Source organism: Ruegeria sp. B32 (genome assembly GCF_025141855.1).
Classification (GTDB): Bacteria; Pseudomonadota; Alphaproteobacteria; order Rhodobacterales; family Rhodobacteraceae; genus Ruegeria; species Ruegeria arenilitoris.
Window position 1 is genome coordinate 2,776,842 of the sequence record NZ_CP081106.1, and the last position, 17,975, is coordinate 2,794,816.

Consider the following 17,975-nt stretch of genomic DNA (forward strand, 5'->3'; position numbering starts at 1 on the left):
CGCCCCGGAAGGGGCGGTTTTTCGTCAGACCTTTTTGACCAAACCGATCAGGAACAGAAGGATCACGGCTCCGATCGTTGCAAAGAAAATCGACGACACCATACCGCCGCCGACCGAAAACCCGAGTGCGGGAAAAATCGTTCCGGCGAGAAAAGCGCCAACGATCCCGACGATGATGTTCCCGATCACGCCAAAGCCGCGCCCCTTCATGATCCTGCCCGACAACCAGCCCGCGATCGCGCCGATGATCAGCATTGCCAATAGGCTACTGAATTCCATGCCTTGCTCCTGAATATTGTTTCACGCAAAGGCATTAGAACACGGCCGGGCCGTTGGGTCACGCACGAACGTAGTGCATCCCCTGGAACCCGGATCGCAGATCCCGCACCTTGGGCGCGACCGATGCGGGATCATCCGTCGACAGCGCCTCGGCGAACAGGGCCACAAGTTCTCCGGCATGTTCGGGGGTCACGCCCCGCCGGACCAACTCGGGCGTTCCGATCCGCAATCCGTTCATGTCACCCGCAACCGAGGCGATCGGCAAACCGATACCACACGCCAGGAACCCAGCCCGCCGCAGGTGTTTTGACACCGCCTGCCCGCCCCCATAGTCGGCGGCCTTCAGCGCGAATTGGTGCGAGGTGGTGGCTCCACCAGCCCCTTTGAACACTGGCAATCCCTGATCCTCCATCTTGCTGGCCATTGCCTGCGCAAGATCGATCATCGCTTGCCCATAGGCCGGCCCGAAGTCGACCCAGTCCAGCAACGAGATTGCCAGAGCCGCCGACTTCGCGGCATCGAAATTGGCCGTCATTCCAGGAAATGCGATGGCGTCCAACCGTTCCGCGATTTCGGCGTCGTTGGTGACGATCAGCCCACCCGCCGGGCCGCCGAGGCTTTTGTACGTGCTCATCGTCATCAGATGCGCGCCTTCATCCAACGGGTTCGCCCAAGCCCCGCTGGCAATGATCCCGCATTGGTGGGCCGCATCGAATAGAACCTTGGCCCCGATTTCGTCGGCAATTTCGCGCACGGCCGACACAGGATGCGGAAACAGGTTCAGCGAGCCACCAACGGTGATCAACCGGGGCCGGTGCGTTCTGGCCATGTCGCGCAGAGCGGCCAGATCCAGACTGTACCCGTCCGCATCCACTGGTGCATTGACCGTTTGCAGACCATAAAGCCCTGCGCAGCCACCCTCATGGTGGGTCACGTGCCCGCCGATCGCTGCCGGAGGCGCGATGATCGTATCGCCGGGCCGGGTCAGAGCCATGAAGCCATACAGATTGGCCAAAGCGCCGGATGCCACCCGGATCTCGGCGTATCGCGCGTTGAACACGCGGGCCGCAAGCTCGGCCGCGATCACCTCGATCTCCTCGATGGCCTCAAGACCCATCTCGTATTTGTCGCCCGGATAGCCCAAAGATGGACGACTGCCCAGACCCGCGGCCAGTGCCGCCTCGGCCCTTGGATTCATGACATTCGTCGCCGGATTCAGATTGAAACACTCGGCATCGTGAATATCCGAGTTTCGCGCGATCAACGCGTCGATCCGGGCCTCGATCGCCTCCGAGTTGCTGTCGGCAACCTTCTGGGCGATGGTCTGAACAAGGTTTTCGCAGTGGCCCGGAACCCAGGCACGGTGAGCAAGGTGCTGCATCTGATCCTCCGTCTTCGCGGCCAACGATGCAAAGATCCTGACTTGCGCGCAAATCAGTTTTGCGAAAAATTAGGGTCGGAAAAATTGAGCCTAAATCCATGCCCGTTGCTCCACCGCGCCCCAAGCCCCTGCCCCTGAACGCGCTGCGTGCGTTCGAGGCCGCAGCCCGCCTGGGAGGATTCTCGGCCGCGGCTACGGAACTTGGCGTCAGCGCAGGCGCGGTGTCAGCCCATGTCAAAACGTTGGAAGACGAACTGGGTGCGCCCCTATTCGAGCGCACCGCAAGAGGCGTTGCCCTGACCGCGCTGGGACAGAAGGCATTGCCGGACCTGACCAAGGCCTTCGACACCTTGGGACAAGCCACATTTGCCATGCGCGCCCAGGCACAGCCGCAGGTGGTGCATATCGTGACGCTGCCCTCGATTGCACAGCTGTGGCTGTCGCCAAGGTTGCCCGAACTTCGAGCCGCAGAGCCGGAAATCGAAGTTTCGCTCACGGCCGAGGAAACCCCGCCCAACCTCAAGCGCGCGCCCTTCGACATCTACCTGTTTTTTGGCGGAGATTTGGGGGACCCCATCGCCGAAGACGCCATCTTTCCGATTTGCGCGCCGGCCTTGGCGCGTCGCCTGACTACGCCCGAGGACTTGGCGAATGTGACCTGCCTGTCCGACTCTACCTGGTTCGACGATTGGCAAACCTGGGTGGCCGCGGCGCGACCCGGATGGGCGTTCACACCCCGCGGGCCGGTCTTCTCTTTGTACGCGCTGGCCGTCGAAGAAGCGCTGAACGGTGCGGGTGTGTTGATGGGGCACAAGGCGCTGGTTCAGCCGCATCTGGACAGCGGTCGACTGGTGGCTCCGTTCGAAACGGTGGTCACTCTTCCCGACAGGCTCAAGCTGTGGTCGCCACGTGCCGTCCGATCGCAGACACCGGTCGGGCGCGTCGTCGAGTGGCTCAGAAAAACCGCTTAGACCAGAAACCCGCCGTCCGAATCATCCCCGGCCTCTTCCATCAGGCGGCCGATATCCGGAACGGTCACGTGGCGCTTGCCCTGCAGCAGGATCACTTCATCCTTTTTAAGCGCAGAAATCTGACGGCTGACTGTCTCCAGTGTCAGACCAAGGTAGTCGGCCATCGCCTCGCGGGTCAGCGGCAGGTCGAAGACGATGGGGCCGGATGAGCCCTTCTGGCTGGCAGACGCATCCCGGCGTGCGATGATCGACAGCAGGCTGGCGATCTTCTCTCGCGCGGTCTTGCGGCCAAGAACCAGCATCCATTCACGCGCCGCGTCCAACTCGTCCAACGTCATCTGCAGCAAGCGGTGGGCAATATGCGGCGTGCGGCCCATGAGGTCCTCGAACGGTTTCTTGCGGAAACAGCACATGACCACGTCGGTGGTGGCTTGCACGTCATAAGGCGCCGAGTCGCGCCCCGGCCGCCCTACGAAGTCGCTGGGCAGCAGCAGGCCCACCATCTGGGTGCGCCCGTCCTCCATGGTTTGGGTCAGAGACGCGATCCCGGACACGACCGAGCCGACGAAATTCATTTGATCGCCCGACCAGATGATCGTCTGACCGGCCTCGAAGCTGCGGTAATACTTGATCTCTTCCAAAGCGACCAACTCGTCCGCATCGCAGCGCGCGCAAACGGCTCGATGCCGAATTGGGCAGTCTTCGCAATTGGAGTGGTCAACAAGGGTATTCAGAGTCATGCGCGCGTCCACTTGATCTCGGTCAAGGTTTTCTGGTCGTCGAGCCTATACCGGTGTCGTCATGATAGTAAAACCTCAATTGGCAAAGCTTGGACTATTTGACGCGAAGGTACCGCGTTATACCAGCTATCCGACCGCCCCCCACTTCAACAACGACGTGGGGCCCGACATGTTTGGCGACTGGATTTCCGCCATCCGGCCGGGCAGTTCGATCTCGCTCTATGTCCATGTGCCGTTCTGTCGCCGGCTGTGCTGGTTCTGCGCCTGCCGCACCCAGGGCACCCAGACCGACAACCCGGTCATCGCCTATGTCGATGTCCTCAAGGCCGAGTTGGACCTGCTGGCCTCGCGCCTGCCCAGCGGAGTGACCCTGTCGCGCCTGCATTGGGGAGGGGGCACGCCCACGCTGCTGAACCCCGACCTGATGCGCGAACTGGCCGCGCATATTTTGGGCATTGTCCCACTGGGACACAACGCGGAATTCTCGGTCGAGATCGACCCCAACGAGGTGGATGCCGCCCGGTTGGATGCGCTGACCGAGGCCGGGATGAACCGCGCCTCGATCGGGGTTCAGGATTTCGACGACGAGATCCAGAAGACGATCGGGCGCATCCAGAGCTATGACACCACCCGCGAAGCGATCGACATGATCCGTGAGCGCGGCGTGCCCAGCCTGAACGCTGACATCCTGTATGGACTGCCGCACCAGACCAAGGCGCGGATGACCGAAAGCGTGCAAAAGCTGCTGTCGCTCAACCCCGACCGGGTGGCCCTGTATGGCTACGCGCATGTGCCGTGGATGGCGAAACGCCAGCAGCTGATCCCGTCCGACGCCCTGCCGACGCCGGAACAGCGGCTTGATCTGTTCGATACCGCCCGCCGCCTGTTCCTGTGGGACAATTACGAAGAAATCGGCATCGACCATTTCGCCACCAGGGATGACGGGCTGACCCATGCACTGAAAGCCGGGCGGCTCAAGCGGAACTTCCAGGGCTACACCGACGACCAGGCCGAGGTTCTGATTGGCGTCGGCGCCAGTTCGATCTCGCGCTTCCCGCAGGGCTATGCGCAGAATGCACCGGCCACGTCGGCCCATACCAAAGCGGTGCGCGATGGCCGGTTCTCGACCTCGCGCGGGCATCTGTTCAAGGATCAGGACATTCTGCGCGCCCGCCTGATCGAGGCCCTGATGTGCGACTTCCGCATCGAAACGGCCGAGATCCTGCGCGACCACGACATCTCGGCGGCCGAGCTGAAGGCGATGTACCAGCGCGCCAATGACGCCTTCGACGGGTTGTTGCAAATCACCGATGACGGGCTGTTCATCCCGCCCGAAGCGCGCGCCTTGGCTCGGATGATCGCCCGGACCTTCGACGCTTATGACCTGAGCAAGGCAGGCCACAGTTCGGCGATCTGACGACGGGCGACATGCCGCAAGCCGGCCAGTCGCCACAATGCAAAAAAGCGGGGGGTTGACGCGCGCGGTGGGTTTTCCCCACACTCGGAAGGCGGGCGGCAGGCCGCCCGACGCCGAGGCAGGCCATCATTCAGACAAAACTCGCCGGCGCATCCGCGTTCGACAGGTCCTTTCGTGCAGCCACTCTGCAACTTGACGAAGGGACAGCACCCATGCGCGTTTTTACCGTCCTCGGCCCCAGCCAATCGGGCAAGACAACACTGGTCGAGGCCATCAGTCGCCTTGATGGCCGGCCCACCACATTCGACCTGTCCGGAACCGTGCATCTGCACGGTTTTTCTTATCTGGACGAACCGTGGTGCGCGATCGACGTGGATGGCGGGGGCGATGCGCTGGCCTATGCCGGACCCGCCATGGCCATTTCCGACGCGGCCGTGGTGGTGGTCCCGCCGGACCCGGACGCGGCGGTTCTGTGTGCCCCCTATCTGCGGCTGGTCGAGGAGGCGGGCATTCCCTGCTTTCTGTTCATCAACCGGATGGACAACCCCAACGGCCGCATCCGCGACATCATCGCCGCGCTGCAGACCTATTGCAGCCATCACATCACCCTGCGACAGGTGCCGATCCGTGAAGGCGAAACCATCGTCGGCGCCGTCGACCTGATCTCGGAGCGCGCGTGGAAATATCAGGAAGGTCAGCCCTCGGCGCTGATCGAACTGCCGCAATCGGTGGCCGATCGCGAGGCCGAAGCCCGCACCGAACTGCTCGAAACCTTGTCGGATTTCGACGACCACCTGCTTGAGCAGCTGATCGAGGACAAGCAACCGCCCAGCGCCGAGGTCTATGACCTGGCCGCGCAGGTCCTGCAGAACCATCAGTTGATCCCGGCCTGTCTGGGCGCAGCCAGCCATGGCAACGGGCTGACCCGCCTGATGAAGGCCCTGCGGCACGAGGCGCCCGAGTTCGACATCGCCGCCGACCGGGACGCGGCGCCCGAGGCCGCCCGCGCCATCGCCGGGTTTGCCGACGTCAAGAAGCACATCGGCAAGATCATCGTCCTGCGGGGGCTGGGCGACGGGATCAAGGCGCATGACCCGCTGGGCGGCGAAACCGTTGGCAACCTGACCGCGCTGGACGCCAAAACCCAGATCGACGGGCTGAAGGCCGGCGAGATCGGGCTGGCGGTGAAATCCGACCACCTCAACCCCGGCAATATCTATGACAGGAGTGACTCCACGCCGCTGCCGGACTGGGCCACGGCGCATCCGGTCGCCCATCGGCAGGTGGTGTCGCCGGCCCATGAACGCGACGACGTGCGCCTGTCCAACGCGCTGTCCCGGCTGGTCGAGATCGACCCGGGCCTGACGCTGGAACAGGACGAGCTGAGCGGCCATGCCGTTCTCGGCTCGCAAGGGCCGCAGCACATGCGTCGGGTGATCGCCAAGCTGGCCGAGGATTTCGGGATCGAGATCGAAACCTCTCCGGTCGAGACTGCCTATCGCGAGACCATCCGCGCCACCGTCGAACACCGGCACCGCCACCGCAAGCAATCCGGCGGCGCGGGGCAGTTCGCAGACGTGGTGATCTCGGTCGCGCCGCTACCGCGCGGATCTGGCTTTCAGTTCGACGAGGTGGTCAAGGGCGGGGCGGTGCCCAAGAACTATATCCCCTCAGTCGAACAAGGCGCGGTCGATGCATTGGCGCAGGGCCCCGAGGGTTTTCCCGTGGTGGATGTGAAGGTCACGCTGCATGACGGCAAGCATCACAACGTGGACAGTTCCGATTTTGCCTTCCGGACGGCCGGCAAAAACGCCGTGCGCGAGGCCTTGCCGCAGGCCAAACCCGTCGTGTTGCAGCCGATCCTGAATGCCGAGATCCATGTTCCGTCGGCCTTCGTGGGCGATCTGGTGCCCACGATCAGTTCGCTTCAGGGGCAGGTCCTGGGGTTCGAGGGCAACCCGAACGCGCCGGGCTGGGAAATCTTCAACGCCAAGCTGCCCGCCGTGGCCGAGGACGAGCTGCACCGCACGCTGGCCAGCGCCACGCGCGGGACCGGCTGGGTCAAGCTGCAGTTCGACCACTATGAAGAGCTTCGGGGCCCGGTGCCGAAATCGGCGGCGCGCGAAGCGGCCAACGCCTAGCCCGCCGCTGCGATCAGTTCGCGAGTATAGTCATCCTGGGCGTTGACGAAGAGGTCTTCGGCAGCGCCCATCTCGACCACGTCTCCATTGCGCATGACTATCACCTTGTGTGACATCGCCCGCACCACCTTCAGGTCGTGACTGATGAACAGGTAGGCCAGCCCGTATTTCTTCTGCAGGTCGCGCAGCAGTTCGACGATCTGCACCTGTACCGTCATGTCCAACGCACTGGTAGGTTCATCCAGAACCAACAGCTTGGGCCGCAGCACCATGGCGCGGGCAATCGCGATGCGCTGGCGTTGCCCGCCCGAGAATTCGTGCGGGTAACGGTCCATGGCCGCCGGGTCCAGGCCCACCTCGGTCATCACCTCGGCCACCAGCTCGCGCGGGGCGCGGTGCGGATCAACCTTGTGGATCGCCAGACCCTCGGCAATGATCTGCTGGCAGGTCATGCGCGGGCTGAGGCTGCCGAAGGGGTCCTGAAAAACGATCTGCATGTCCTTGCGCAGGCGGCGCAGTTCACGCGTGGACCAGCGGCGCACATCCTGCCCTCGGAAGGTGATCCCGCCCTCGGAAGCAATCAGACGCATGATCGCAAGCGCCAGCGTGGTCTTGCCCGAGCCGCTTTCGCCCACGATCCCAACGGTTTCGCCCGCGCGCACGCTGAACGAGGCGTCGTTCACGGCCTTCACATAGCCGACCGTGCGCTTCAGGAACCCGCGCTGGATCGGAAACCAGACCTTCAGATGCTCGGTCCGGGCCACTTCTTCGGCGGCGGGGTCGATCGGGTCGGGTATGCCCGTGGGTTCGGCCGCCAGCAGCTTGCGCGTATAGGGATGCTGAGGGTTGTCGAAGATCTCGGCCACAGGGCCGGTCTCGACGATCTCGCCATCCTTCATCACGCAGACCCGGTCAGCGATGCGCCTCACGATGCCCAGATCATGGGTGATGAACAGCATCCCCATGTTTTCCGATTTCTGCAGCTCGGCCAGCAGTTCGAGTATCTGCGCCTGAATGGTCACGTCCAGCGCGGTGGTCGGCTCATCCGCGATCAGGATGTCGGGCTGATTGGCCAGCGCCATGGCGATCATCACCCGCTGCCGCTGTCCGCCGGACAGCTGATGAGGATAGGCGTCCAGCCGTTCCTCGGGGTCGCGGATGCCGACCTTGTTCAACAATTCGACGATCCGGGCCCGCGCCGCGTCGCCCGTCAGCCCCTGGTGCAGGGCCAGCGACTCCGCCATCTGCTTCTGGATCGTGTGCAGCGGGTTCAGCGAGGTCATCGGCTCCTGAAAGATGAAGCTGATGTCGTTGCCGCGCACCTCCATCAGACGCTGCTCGGATGCGCCGATCATCTCCTGACCGTCATAGGTGACCGACCCTTCGACGATCGCGCTGTCGCCCAGCAGCGACACGGTGGACAGAGCCGTGACCGATTTGCCGGAGCCGGATTCGCCCACCAGCGCTACGGTTTCCCCGCGATCGACATGGAACGAGACGCCCCGAACCGCCGTGGTCACCTGCCCGTCCTGACGGAACGAGACCCTGAGGTTTTTCACATCCAGCAAGCTCATGAGAAGGTCTTTCGCGGGTCGAACGCGTCACGCACGCCTTCGAAGATGAAGACCAGCAGCGACAGCATGATGGCAAAGGTGAAAAAGGCGGTGAAGGCCAGCCACGGCGCCTGCAGGTTCTGCTTGGCCTGCAGGGTCAGCTCACCCAGCGAGGGCGCCGAGGACGGCAGGCCAAAGCCCAGGAAATCGAGACTGGCCAGCCCGCCGATCGTGCCGGTCACGATGAACGGCATGAAGGTCAGCGTGGCCACCATCGCGTTGGGCAGCATGTGGCGGAACATGATGGTCAGGTTGCCCACGCCCAGCGCCTTGGCCGCGCGCACATATTCCAGGTTGCGGGCGCGCAGGAACTCGGCCCGCACCACGCCCACCAGGCCTGTCCAGGAAAACAACACCATCAGGATCACCAGCAGCCAGAAACTGCGCCCCAGCACCGCGAACATGATGATGATGACGTAAAGCGACGGGGTGGATGACCAGATCTCGATGATGCGCTGGAAGATCAGATCCAGCCAGCCGCCGAAAAAGCCCTGCAACGCGCCGGCGAATATGCCGATCAGGCTGGCCGCGCCGGTGACGATCAGGGTGAACAGGATCGACAGGCGGAAGCCATAGATGACACGCGCCAGCACGTCGCGCTTGGTGTCATCGGTGCCCAGCAGGTTCTGCCCGTTGGGCGGCAGCGGCGCGGCTCCGGGACGGTCGACGCTGGTGTTGTAGGAATAGGGGATCGGCGGCCAGATGGCCCAGCCACGCTCGAAACCCTCGGCTTGGAACGTTCCCGCCTTGATTTGCTCGATGATGCCTTCGGGGTCATCGAAACAGTCATCCAGCCCGCCGCTGTCGATCAGGCAACGGACCTCGGGGTCGCGGTAGATCGCCTCGGTCTGGAAGTCGCCGCCGAACTCGGTCTCGGCGTAGAAGTTGAAGATGGGCGTATAGAACTCGCCCCGATACTTCACAAGGATCGGTTTGTCATTGGCGATGAATTCCGCGAACAGCGACAGACCGAACAGCACCGAGAAGATGATCAGCGACCAGAAGGCCCGGCGGTTGCGGCAGAAATTGCGCCAGCGGCGCTGGTTCAGAGGAGAAAGTGCCATTTACCCCTCGCGTTTCTCGAAATCGATGCGCGGATCGACCAGCACATACATCAGGTCGCTGATGATGCCGACGACCAGACCGAGCAGACCGAAAATGAACAGCGTCCCGAAGATCACCGGATAATCGCGCGCCACTGCGGCCTCAAAGCCCAGACGACCGAGGCCATCCAGCGAGAAGATCGTCTCGATGATGATCGACCCGCCGAAGAACACGCCGATGAACACCGCCGGAAAACCGGCGATCACGATCAGCATCGCGTTGCGGAATACGTGGCCGTACAGAACGCGCTGCTCGCTCAGCCCCTTGGCGCGGGCGGTCATGACGTATTGTTTCTTGATCTCGTCCAGAAACGAATTCTTGGTCAGCAGCGTCAGCGTGGCAAAAGCGGAAATCGTCAGTGCGATGGTCGGCAGGGCGATGTGCCAGAAATAGTCGGCCACTTTGCCCAGCAGGCTGAGGTCTTCCCAATTGTCCGAGGTCAGCCCGCGCAGCGGGAAGATCTGCCAGTAGGAGCCGCCCGCAAACAGCACCAGCAGCAGGATCGCGAACAGGAAGCCGGGAATCGCATAGGCCACGATGATGGTCGCGCTGGTCCATGTGTCAAAGCGTGAACCATCCTTCACCGCCTTGCGGATGCCCAGCGGGATCGAGACCAGATAAGCGATCAGCGTCGACCACAGGCCCAGCGAGATGGACACCGGCATCTTTTCCAGCACCAGGTCGATCACCGAGACCGAGCGGAAGTAGCTTTCGCCGAAATCCAGCGTAAGATAGTTGCCCATCATGTTCAGGAACCGCTCGACCGGCGGCTTGTCGAAGCCGAATTCCTTTTCCAGTTCGGCGATGAATTCCGGCGGCAGCCCGCGGGCGCCCACGTATTTGTCATCGAAGACGCCACCGCCGGGTTCGGCCCCGGCCCCCGCGTCACCGGACCCCGCAAAACCCGCAAATACATCGCCCTGCCCTTCGATCTGGGCGATGATCTGCTCGACCGGACCGCCGGGTACGAACTGCACCAGCGTGAAGTTGACGATCATGATGCCCAGAAGGGTCGGGATGACCAGCAACAGGCGTCGAAGAATATATGCGCCCATGTTAACGCAGCGCGCCTTCTGCTTTCAGGGCCGCTTCCTTCTCGGGATTGATCCACCACAGATCAAGGTATCCCAGCGCATAGGGCGGCAACTGATCGGGGTATTCGTACATGTTGTAGTAGGCTGTCCAGTATTCCGCGATATACCCATCCGGTATGATGAAGAACTCATAGCGCAAGGCGCGATCCAAGGCCATAAGCGCTGCATCCTGATCGGTTTGATTGCTGGTCGCAAATGACGCCTCGATGATGGCGTCCACCAACGGGCTGGCAAGGCCTGCCGGGTTGAACAGGCTGAACTCGGCCTCTTTCGAGCCATACATCTGACTGAGGCCACCGCCAGTGGACAGGAACGCACCATAGCGTGTCGAATAAACCATGTCATAGTCACGCTCGCGGCTGCGCAGGGTGTACTGCGCCGGATCGACCTTTTCGGCCGAAGCATCCACGCCCAGCGCCTGAAGGTTCTGGACAAAGGTCTCGATCATCGTGGCCGTCGATGTCGGCAGGTTGGATGGATAGGGGATGTTCACCCGCAGGGTCTGACCCTGAGCATTGCGGCGCAAGTTGCCGTCGCCCACGGGCCATCCGGCTTCGTCCAACAGTTTCGAGGCTTTGCGCAGGTTGCGCCGATCGTTCAGGCGCGCCGGGTTGGATTCGTGAACGGTCGTCACCGGTTCGGTCAACATCTCGGGTGGAACCACGTCGCCCAAAGCTTGCAGAAATGACAGCTCTGCCCCCTGCGGTGTATCCATCGCTTCAAGCGGTGTGCCTTCGATGAACGAATCGCGGGGTGAGTTCAGGCCGAACAGCAGAGATTCATTGGCCCATTCAAAGTTGAATGCCAGCGCCAGTGCCTTTCGAACATTCTTGTCCGCGAATTGCGGACGCGCGAGGTTGAACACAAAGCCCGACGGGGTCGGTGGGCTGCCATTCGCAATCGCGTCCTTGACGACGTAGCCCTCTTTCAACTTGGGGAAGTCATAGCCGGTCGCCCACAGTTTGGGGTCGCTTTCGATCCGCAGCGTGTATTCGCCTGCCTTGAAGCCTTCAAAGGCGGCTGTCTGGTCCGCGAAATACTCGACTCGGATGGTATCGTAGTTGTGCCGGCCCTTGTTGAACGGCAAGTCCTTGCCCCAGTAGTCGTCCCGGCGTTTGTAGACGATGCGCCGGTTGATATCGTAGCTGTCCAATTTGTAAGGCCCAGATCCAACGGCGACTTCCAGGCGCGGCTCGTCGAGACGGCGGGACGGGTCTGCCTCGAACCACGCTTTCGAGAATACGGGCGTCGCGCCGACGGTTTCGATCCGGCTGCGGGCCGTCAATTCGGGATTGAACGTGAACTTGACCGTGTGCGTATCCAGCGCCTCGGCGCCGGTCACCATCCGCCCGACGGCCTGCGCATATGACGGCAGGCCCTGTTCGATGAACAGGCGGTGGCTGTAGACCACATCCTCGGCGGTGACGGGCGTGCCATCCCAGAACGTCGCTTCGGGGCGCAGGTGGAAAATGACCCAGTTGCGGTCGGCGTCATACTCCAGGCTCTCAGCCAATACGCCGTAGTACTGGCCGACACTGTCATCGGTGCTGTCCATCAGCCGATCGTATTGCAGTGTCGTCAACGCTCCGGGGCGACCTTTGCGTGAATATGGATTCAGGGAATCAAACGTGCCCGATGCGGCCAATGACAGCTCGCCGCCCTTGGGTGCATCCGGGTTGGCATAGTTCAAGTGCGTGTAGTCGGCGGGGTAGTCGAGATTGCCGAAGTACGAGTAGCCATGGCTGCGAATGATCTGGTCCTCGTCGGCCCGGACTGGCCCCGCCTGCCCCAGAACCAACGCCGCCGAAATGCCCAATGCCGCGACCCAATGACGAAAACCTTGTTCGCGCGCGCCAGGCAGATGGGAAATCATACGGGTCATCCTTCGATGTTGTCTTCTGTCCATGTCCTTGTGGGCAAGCTAAAAGCCCAGCACTGACACTTGCAAGTTTAGAATGCGTGAGCGCTTTGTGAAGTTTTGCTCAGACAAAAAAAGCCGCTGCACATGGCAGCGGCTTTCGCTTTTCGGTGTCTGGGTGGGCAGATCAGCCGCCAATCGTCTGCAGGTACGCGATCAGGTCTGCGCGTTCCTGAGCCTTTTTGAGACCGGCAAAGCTCATCGAAGTGCCTTGGATATAGCCTTTGGGGTTTGCAATGAACGCATCCAGCTCTTCCGGGGTCCAGTTGCCGCCATGCGACTGCATCGCCGCCGAGTAGCCGAAGCCCGCAGCCGCCGCCACAGGGCGGTCCACGACGCCATACAGGTAGGGACCGGTGCCATTGGCGCCTTCTTCCAGCTTGTGGCAAGCCGAACACTTGCGGAAAACCTTCGCGCCCTTTTCCGGGTCAGCTGCGGCCAGCAGATCGGCAAAGACCACTTCTTCGCCGTCAGCGCTTTCGCCCGAGCTTTCGGTTTCAATAACATAGGCGGCTTCGCCGTGCCCGCCGACATGGTAGAGAACATCGCCCCCCCATTTTGCCAGGAGGAGTACAAGGAAGGCACCGAACAGGCCGGCTGCGGCCTTGGTAACTGTCATCGTGTCGAACATTGATCGCGAGTCCATTTCAGCTGTCTTCGGGGTGTCTAAGGCTTCCCCTTGCAAGAGGCAAGGTATAGACACCGCGACGAAACGCCCAATTCTGGAACTTGTTGCACGGAATCGACCAAATGACCAAACGCATCGCCTTTCAGGGGGAACCCGGCGCCTACAGTCACGAAGCCTGTCGCAATGCGCGTCCGGATATGGAGGCGCTGCCCTGCCGAACATTCGAGGACGTGATCGAATCGGTGCGCTCGGGCGAGGCCGATCTGGCCATGCTGCCGGTCGAGAACAGCACCTATGGACGAGTGGCCGATATCCACCGCCTTCTTCCGCACAGCGGGCTGCACATCGTGGACGAGGCCTTCGTGCGGGTTCACATCAACTTGCTGGGCGTGCCGGGCGCGAAACTCGAAGATATCACCGAAGCCCATTCGCATCTGGTGCTATTGCCGCAATGCGCAAACTTCCTGAAGGCCCACGGCATCCGCGGGCGGGTCAGCCCTGACAACGCCCGCGCGGCGCGCGAGGTCTCGGAAGCGGGTGAGAAACATTCGGCGGCCCTGGCCAGCGAACTGGCTGGCGAAATCTATGGCCTTGAACTGCTGGCGCGCCACATCGAAGACAGCGACGACAACACGACCCGCTTTCTGGTGATGTCCCGCGAGGACGACCGCAGCCGCCGTGGCGAGCACGGGATGATCACCAGCTTCGTGTTCCAGGTCCGGAACATTCCGGCGGCGCTGTACAAGGCCATGGGCGGTTTTGCCACCAACGGCATCAACATGACCAAGCTGGAAAGCTACATGGTTGATGGCTCGTTCACGGCGACTCAGTTCTACGCCGACATCGTCGGCCACCCGGAAGACCGCAACGTGCAGCTCGCGATGGATGAACTGCAGCATTTCACCACGAATGTGGAAGTGCTGGGCGTGTACCCCGCTGCTCGACCACGCGGTTAGTCTGCTCCCACGCGCAGGCAGCTTGGGACTGCTCACCGCCAGTCAAACGCCGGCTCTCAAGCCCCGTGCAGATAGCGTTCTTCCATTTCGCGCGCAAAATCGCTCAGCCGCATCTGGAACTGGCGCCGGAATCTGGCCTTGCCCAGCTTCAACGACTGCAGAAGCAGACGCGCAGGCAAGGTCTTGGCCGCCAGTGACATCTCGATGCTCAGCCGCGTCTGCTTTTGCGACAGCGACAGAAGATCAATCGTGGTCAGGCCGTTCATCCCCTTGCTGGTCGATCGAAACCGCATGGCTGTGGGGCGATCGAACTCGGCCACCTCGATCGCGACGTGGCGTGGCTTGCCACGGATCATGATATCGGCTTCCCAGCACGACCCGACCCAGTGGCCCGGCATTTCGACAGTGCGTCGAACCTCGACACCGCGGCGCATCGCCATGCGCTCGAACCGTTCGAAGTCCGCGACCATGTCGAACACCGCATCGATCGGCGCCTGGATATCTTCGCGTGCTGAAACCTGCATGTCGGCCTTTTCTGCTCAGTCAGGGTGTCAGTGTTTCGTCAGTCCAGCGTATCTGCAAGCCAGTTACGCAAAAGAAAATGCGCGATTGCCCCCTTTCGCGCCGGCAGAAGCTTGGGGTGCTCGCCTGCAAAAGCCTGCATCATCTCGGACTTGGTGACCCACATCGCGTCCTCGATCTCGACCGGGTCGATCGTGATCTCGCGGGACAGCGCCTGCGCTGCACACCCGAACATCAGCGACGACGGAAATGGCCAGGGTTGACTTGCCAGATAGCTGACGTGTCCGACCGGAACGCCGGCCTCCTCCATGACCTCACGCCGCACGGCGGCTTCGAGGGTTTCGCCCGGCTCGACGAAACCGGCCAACAGTGAATACATGCCGTCGGGCCACCCCGGAGATCTGCCCATCAGGACGGAATCGCCATGCGTGACCAACATGATCACCACCGGATCGGTCCGTGGAAAGTGCTGACCGCCACAGGCCGGGCACAGTCGTTGCCACCCCGCCTGTGAAATGTTGGTCGGGTTGCCGCAGCGCGCGCAGAACCTGTGCGTCTCGTGCCAGCCGATCACGGCTTTGGCGGTGGCTGCCAATTCGGCGTCCCGGGCCGACAGGCGGGTCATGATCCGACGAAGCTCGGCGAACACGTGGCCCACGGGCAGCCCCGGATGCTGCTGTTCGGTTCGGTCCACGAACGCTCCAACGCCCGACAGGTCCAACCCGTCGGCAGACCAATTCGAAATGTCCATTGCAAACAGCGGCGCACCCGCATCACTGCGCCCCAGCAAGATCGGTTGGTCAATCGCCCCGCCGGGTCCGTTCGCAACCAGATCGTGGCCCATCGGAACCAAGGCCAACTGGTCCAGCGCTTCGCCCATGACCAGCGGTTTGCCCCGCCACATAAGGATGCACCGCGCCGTAGTATCGGACCGTGCTGCCTCCAAGGCTCTGGCATCGGTACGGATCTGCGCCGCCCGGTCCAGTCCAGAGCCGCCAAATGTCACGCTTTCCGCCCGTTTCATGCCTGTCCCTTTGGAATTTGCACAAGGGCTGCCACGACTTGGGTACTGGTGCAATGGGAATTCACACTCGCAAAAAGCATCGTTGTCGCAAAGGACGCATGGAAGCCCTGACGATTACCTGTATTCTACCTTTCAGTGAAAACGTATGCACAACAGCACCTAAAAGAAGAAAATTGGCTCTGAAATCCTCCCTGCTTCAGGTACATCCCCACTTAAAAACCGCGCACATCCGGATTCTTGCGACGACCGATCTGCACATGAATCTGACCAGTTTCGACTATTATGCGGACCGGCCGGAACCAAGTGTGGGCTTCACCCGAACCGTCAGTTTGATCCGCTCTGCACGTCAAGAGGCGGAAGAGGCGAATGCAACTGTCCTGCTGTTCGACAACGGAGATTCCCTTCAGGGGACACTTCTGGGTGACTGGGCGGTCGCGCAGACCGAAGCGACCCACCCCTTGATGTCTGCCTTTGGGCGTTTGGGCTACGACGCAATTGCGCTGGGGAACCACGACTTCGGCTTTGGTCTGCCGGCTCTGGGCCGGATCGTTTCTCGGGCACCTTGCCCGGTTTTGTGCAGCAACATGCAGTGTCTGACCGGGGGGGCGCCCTGGCAGAAACAGTCCATCCTGACCCGTCATGTCCACATCAACGGCCAAAGCATTCCTGTCCGAATTGGCGTTTTCTCGATCCTGCCGCCGCAGACGGTGAAGTGGGAAGCACCACAATTGGAAGGCCAGGTTGCAGCCGAGGATGCCGTCGCCTCAGCGCGCCGGATGGCCGAGAATTTGCGTCGTCAGGGCTGTGACCTGATTGTGGCTCTTGCACATTCCGGCCTAGGCGAGCCCGACGCCGCGCCGATGTCGGAAAATGTGGTCGCACAGCTTTCTGCTCTGGACGGTATTGATGCAATCGTGGCCGGACACACGCACCTGACACTTCCCGACCCAAGCGATGGTAACCCGCAGCAGGCCAGACCCGTGGTCATGCCCGGATCAGCGGGGTCGCATTTGGGGGTGATCGACCTGACGCTTGCCGTGAACGCCATGGGAGAAGCGAGAATTGCTGGTCACAGCGCGCATCTGCGCGCGATCTGCCCGGGCGGGGCTGAAACCGGCGCTCGGGTCGTTCCTGAAGACCCTGAGATGGTCGAACTTTTTGCCGCCGCCCACAAGGCGACCCGCAAAGCCGCTGCCCAGCCGGTGGGCCGGATCAATCGTACCCTGCACAGCTATTTCACCTTTTGCGGGGTGGATCAGGGGCTGAACTTGGTCGCCGCAGCACAGGCGGCAGCTCTGCGACCGGTTCTGGCCGGAACGGCCTTTGAAACCCTCCCTGTTCTGTCCGCAGCCGCACCTTCGAAATTCGGAGGCCGGGCCGGACCACGGCACTACACCGCAGTCCCGGCTGGCGGTGTCACCGTAAGGCATGTCTCGGACTTGCATGTGTTTCCAAACCAACTGGCCGCCATGCTGCTGGATGGCCGCCAGATCACCGAGTGGCTGGAGATGTCGGCTGCCCAGTTTTCCCAACTTGGAAACAGCGACGAGCAGGTTCTGATCGACCCCGAGGGCACCGGGCACAATTTCGACGTGCTGCATGGGGTGACCTACAGGTTCGATCTGACCCAGCCCGCGCGATATGATTTAGGCGGCCAGTTGATCGACACGTCCCATTCCCGCCTGCGCGATCTTGCCTTTCAGGGCCGCCCCGTCGATCCGGATGAACAATTCGTCGTTGCATCAAACAGCTACCGAGCCAATGGCGGCGGCAACTTTCCCGTCCCAGACCCGGCCCGGCTGATCCCGGTGCCGCCGCTGAGCCTCCAGGGAATCTTGCGCGACTACCTGGCGGGACGATTGGGTCCGGATCCGGTGGAAAACACCGCCCAAAGCTTTTCCTTTGTTCCGCAGGCGGGCCGGTCCGTGATTCTGAAGACCGGGCCACGCGCTGCGAACTACCTGCACGAGCTCGACCACTTTGCAGCCACCACCGACGGGCAGGACGCGCGCGGGTTTCTTCGGGTACGCCTGTCTTTGTGACGGGTTGCCAAGCGGCTGCGTGATGCCTATATCGGCGGTCGAGAGGTTGGCGCGGGCAAGCGCCTCGCCAACCTGGTCAGGTCCGGAAGGAAGCAGCCACAACGAGCCCCGCTTGGGTCGATGTCCAACCTCTCACTTGACGCCG

General features: G+C 62.1%; 15 protein-coding genes and 1 other RNA gene. 6 read left to right on the forward strand and 10 right to left on the reverse strand.

What is annotated here, in order from left to right:
* Positions 1-24: 24 nt before the first annotated feature.
* A complete protein-coding gene (locus tag K3752_RS14080; protein WP_093964328.1) occupies positions 25-279 on the reverse strand; it encodes a GlsB/YeaQ/YmgE family stress response membrane protein in 255 nt (84 codons plus the stop codon).
* 58 nt (positions 280-337) lie between these two features.
* On the reverse strand, positions 338-1,660 hold the full coding sequence (gene glyA, locus K3752_RS14085; protein ID WP_260063567.1) for a serine hydroxymethyltransferase: 1,323 nt from the start codon (positions 1,658-1,660) through the stop codon (positions 338-340).
* A 98-nt stretch (positions 1,661-1,758) separates the two neighbouring features.
* Between glyA and K3752_RS14090 the strand changes: the two genes are divergently transcribed.
* On the forward strand, positions 1,759-2,631 hold the full coding sequence (locus K3752_RS14090) for a LysR family transcriptional regulator (protein WP_260063568.1): 873 nt from the start codon (positions 1,759-1,761) through the stop codon (positions 2,629-2,631).
* Here the strand turns inward: K3752_RS14090 and fnrL are convergent.
* Entirely contained in the window at positions 2,628-3,371 is a 744-nt protein-coding gene (gene fnrL, locus K3752_RS14095) for a transcriptional regulator FnrL (RefSeq protein ID WP_170341416.1), read from the reverse strand. The genes K3752_RS14090 and fnrL overlap by 4 nt on opposite strands.
* 61 nt (positions 3,372-3,432) lie before the next feature.
* On the opposite strand from fnrL, the gene hemN reads away from it, so the two are divergent.
* Both hemN and K3752_RS14105 read left to right on the forward strand, forming a co-directional pair.
* Complete coding sequence (gene hemN / locus K3752_RS14100; protein WP_260063569.1) at positions 3,433-4,788, forward strand: oxygen-independent coproporphyrinogen III oxidase; 1,356 nt, start codon at positions 3,433-3,435, stop codon at positions 4,786-4,788.
* 212 nt (positions 4,789-5,000) lie between these two features.
* The gene (locus K3752_RS14105) at positions 5,001-6,929 is read left to right on the forward strand and encodes an elongation factor G (RefSeq protein ID WP_260063570.1); all 1,929 of its coding nucleotides are present in this window, start codon (positions 5,001-5,003) and stop codon (positions 6,927-6,929) included.
* Here K3752_RS14105 and K3752_RS14110 read toward each other — a convergent pair.
* The 5 genes from K3752_RS14110 to K3752_RS14130 form a co-directional block, all read right to left on the reverse strand.
* Positions 6,926-8,503 (reverse strand): ABC transporter ATP-binding protein, encoded by a 1,578-nt coding sequence (locus K3752_RS14110; RefSeq protein WP_260063571.1) that lies wholly within the window; start codon positions 8,501-8,503, stop codon positions 6,926-6,928. The genes K3752_RS14105 and K3752_RS14110 overlap by 4 nt on opposite strands.
* Positions 8,500-9,606, reverse strand: coding sequence for an ABC transporter permease (locus tag K3752_RS14115; RefSeq protein ID WP_170364341.1), 1,107 nt, complete (start codon positions 9,604-9,606; stop codon positions 8,500-8,502). Before K3752_RS14115 ends, K3752_RS14110 begins: the two co-directional genes overlap by 4 nt.
* On the reverse strand, positions 9,607-10,701 hold the full coding sequence (locus K3752_RS14120; protein ID WP_170341405.1) for a microcin C ABC transporter permease YejB: 1,095 nt from the start codon (positions 10,699-10,701) through the stop codon (positions 9,607-9,609). It lies immediately after the preceding gene.
* Position 10,702: 1 nt separating this feature from the next.
* Positions 10,703-12,613 carry an extracellular solute-binding protein gene (locus K3752_RS14125; protein ID WP_409233620.1) on the reverse strand — a complete coding sequence of 637 codons (1,911 nt, stop codon included), beginning with the start codon at positions 12,611-12,613 and terminating at the stop codon, positions 10,703-10,705.
* Between the two features lie 172 nt (positions 12,614-12,785).
* Complete coding sequence (locus tag K3752_RS14130) at positions 12,786-13,289, reverse strand: cytochrome c family protein (protein ID WP_170341467.1); 504 nt, start codon at positions 13,287-13,289, stop codon at positions 12,786-12,788.
* Between the two features lie 119 nt (positions 13,290-13,408).
* Here K3752_RS14130 and K3752_RS14135 point away from each other — a divergent pair, with 119 nt between their 5' ends.
* The gene (locus K3752_RS14135; protein ID WP_170360906.1) at positions 13,409-14,242 is read left to right on the forward strand and encodes a prephenate dehydratase; all 834 of its coding nucleotides are present in this window, start codon (positions 13,409-13,411) and stop codon (positions 14,240-14,242) included.
* Positions 14,243-14,298: 56 nt separating this feature from the next.
* On the opposite strand, the gene K3752_RS14140 is transcribed toward K3752_RS14135, so the two are convergent.
* On the reverse strand, positions 14,299-14,766 hold the full coding sequence (locus tag K3752_RS14140; protein WP_170360904.1) for an SRPBCC family protein: 468 nt from the start codon (positions 14,764-14,766) through the stop codon (positions 14,299-14,301).
* A gap of 38 nt (positions 14,767-14,804) precedes the next feature.
* Entirely contained in the window at positions 14,805-15,788 is a 984-nt protein-coding gene (gene nudC, locus K3752_RS14145; protein ID WP_170364998.1) for an NAD(+) diphosphatase, read from the reverse strand.
* 257 nt (positions 15,789-16,045) lie between these two features.
* Between nudC and K3752_RS14150 the strand changes: the two genes are divergently transcribed.
* Entirely contained in the window at positions 16,046-17,830 is a 1,785-nt protein-coding gene (locus K3752_RS14150; protein ID WP_260063573.1) for a 5'-nucleotidase C-terminal domain-containing protein, read from the forward strand.
* A gap of 39 nt (positions 17,831-17,869) precedes the next feature.
* Positions 17,870-17,968, forward strand: an RNA gene (gene ffs, locus K3752_RS14155) — signal recognition particle sRNA small type.
* Positions 17,969-17,975: the final 7 nt, after the last annotated feature.

Excerpts from the sequence above, each read along its gene's own strand:
- K3752_RS14080 (WP_093964328.1), bottom strand. The coding sequence starts at position 279 with ATGGAATTCAGTAGCCTATTGGCAATGCTGATCATCGGCGCGATCGCG.
- glyA (WP_260063567.1), bottom strand. The coding sequence starts at position 1,660 with ATGCAGCACCTTGCTCACCGTGCCTGGGTTCCGGGCCACTGCGAAAAC.
- K3752_RS14090 (WP_260063568.1), top strand. The coding sequence starts at position 1,759 with ATGCCCGTTGCTCCACCGCGCCCCAAGCCCCTGCCCCTGAACGCGCTG.
- fnrL (WP_170341416.1), bottom strand. The coding sequence starts at position 3,371 with ATGACTCTGAATACCCTTGTTGACCACTCCAATTGCGAAGACTGCCCA.
- hemN (WP_260063569.1), top strand. The coding sequence starts at position 3,433 with ATGATAGTAAAACCTCAATTGGCAAAGCTTGGACTATTTGACGCGAAG.
- K3752_RS14105 (WP_260063570.1), top strand. The coding sequence starts at position 5,001 with ATGCGCGTTTTTACCGTCCTCGGCCCCAGCCAATCGGGCAAGACAACA.
- K3752_RS14110 (WP_260063571.1), bottom strand. The coding sequence starts at position 8,503 with ATGAGCTTGCTGGATGTGAAAAACCTCAGGGTCTCGTTCCGTCAGGAC.
- K3752_RS14115 (WP_170364341.1), bottom strand. The coding sequence starts at position 9,606 with ATGGCACTTTCTCCTCTGAACCAGCGCCGCTGGCGCAATTTCTGCCGC.
- K3752_RS14120 (WP_170341405.1), bottom strand. The coding sequence starts at position 10,701 with ATGGGCGCATATATTCTTCGACGCCTGTTGCTGGTCATCCCGACCCTT.
- K3752_RS14125 (WP_409233620.1), bottom strand. The coding sequence starts at position 12,613 with ATGATTTCCCATCTGCCTGGCGCGCGCGAACAAGGTTTTCGTCATTGG.
- K3752_RS14130 (WP_170341467.1), bottom strand. The coding sequence starts at position 13,289 with ATGTTCGACACGATGACAGTTACCAAGGCCGCAGCCGGCCTGTTCGGT.
- K3752_RS14135 (WP_170360906.1), top strand. The coding sequence starts at position 13,409 with ATGACCAAACGCATCGCCTTTCAGGGGGAACCCGGCGCCTACAGTCAC.
- K3752_RS14140 (WP_170360904.1), bottom strand. The coding sequence starts at position 14,766 with ATGCAGGTTTCAGCACGCGAAGATATCCAGGCGCCGATCGATGCGGTG.
- nudC (WP_170364998.1), bottom strand. The coding sequence starts at position 15,788 with ATGAAACGGGCGGAAAGCGTGACATTTGGCGGCTCTGGACTGGACCGG.
- K3752_RS14150 (WP_260063573.1), top strand. The coding sequence starts at position 16,046 with ATGAATCTGACCAGTTTCGACTATTATGCGGACCGGCCGGAACCAAGT.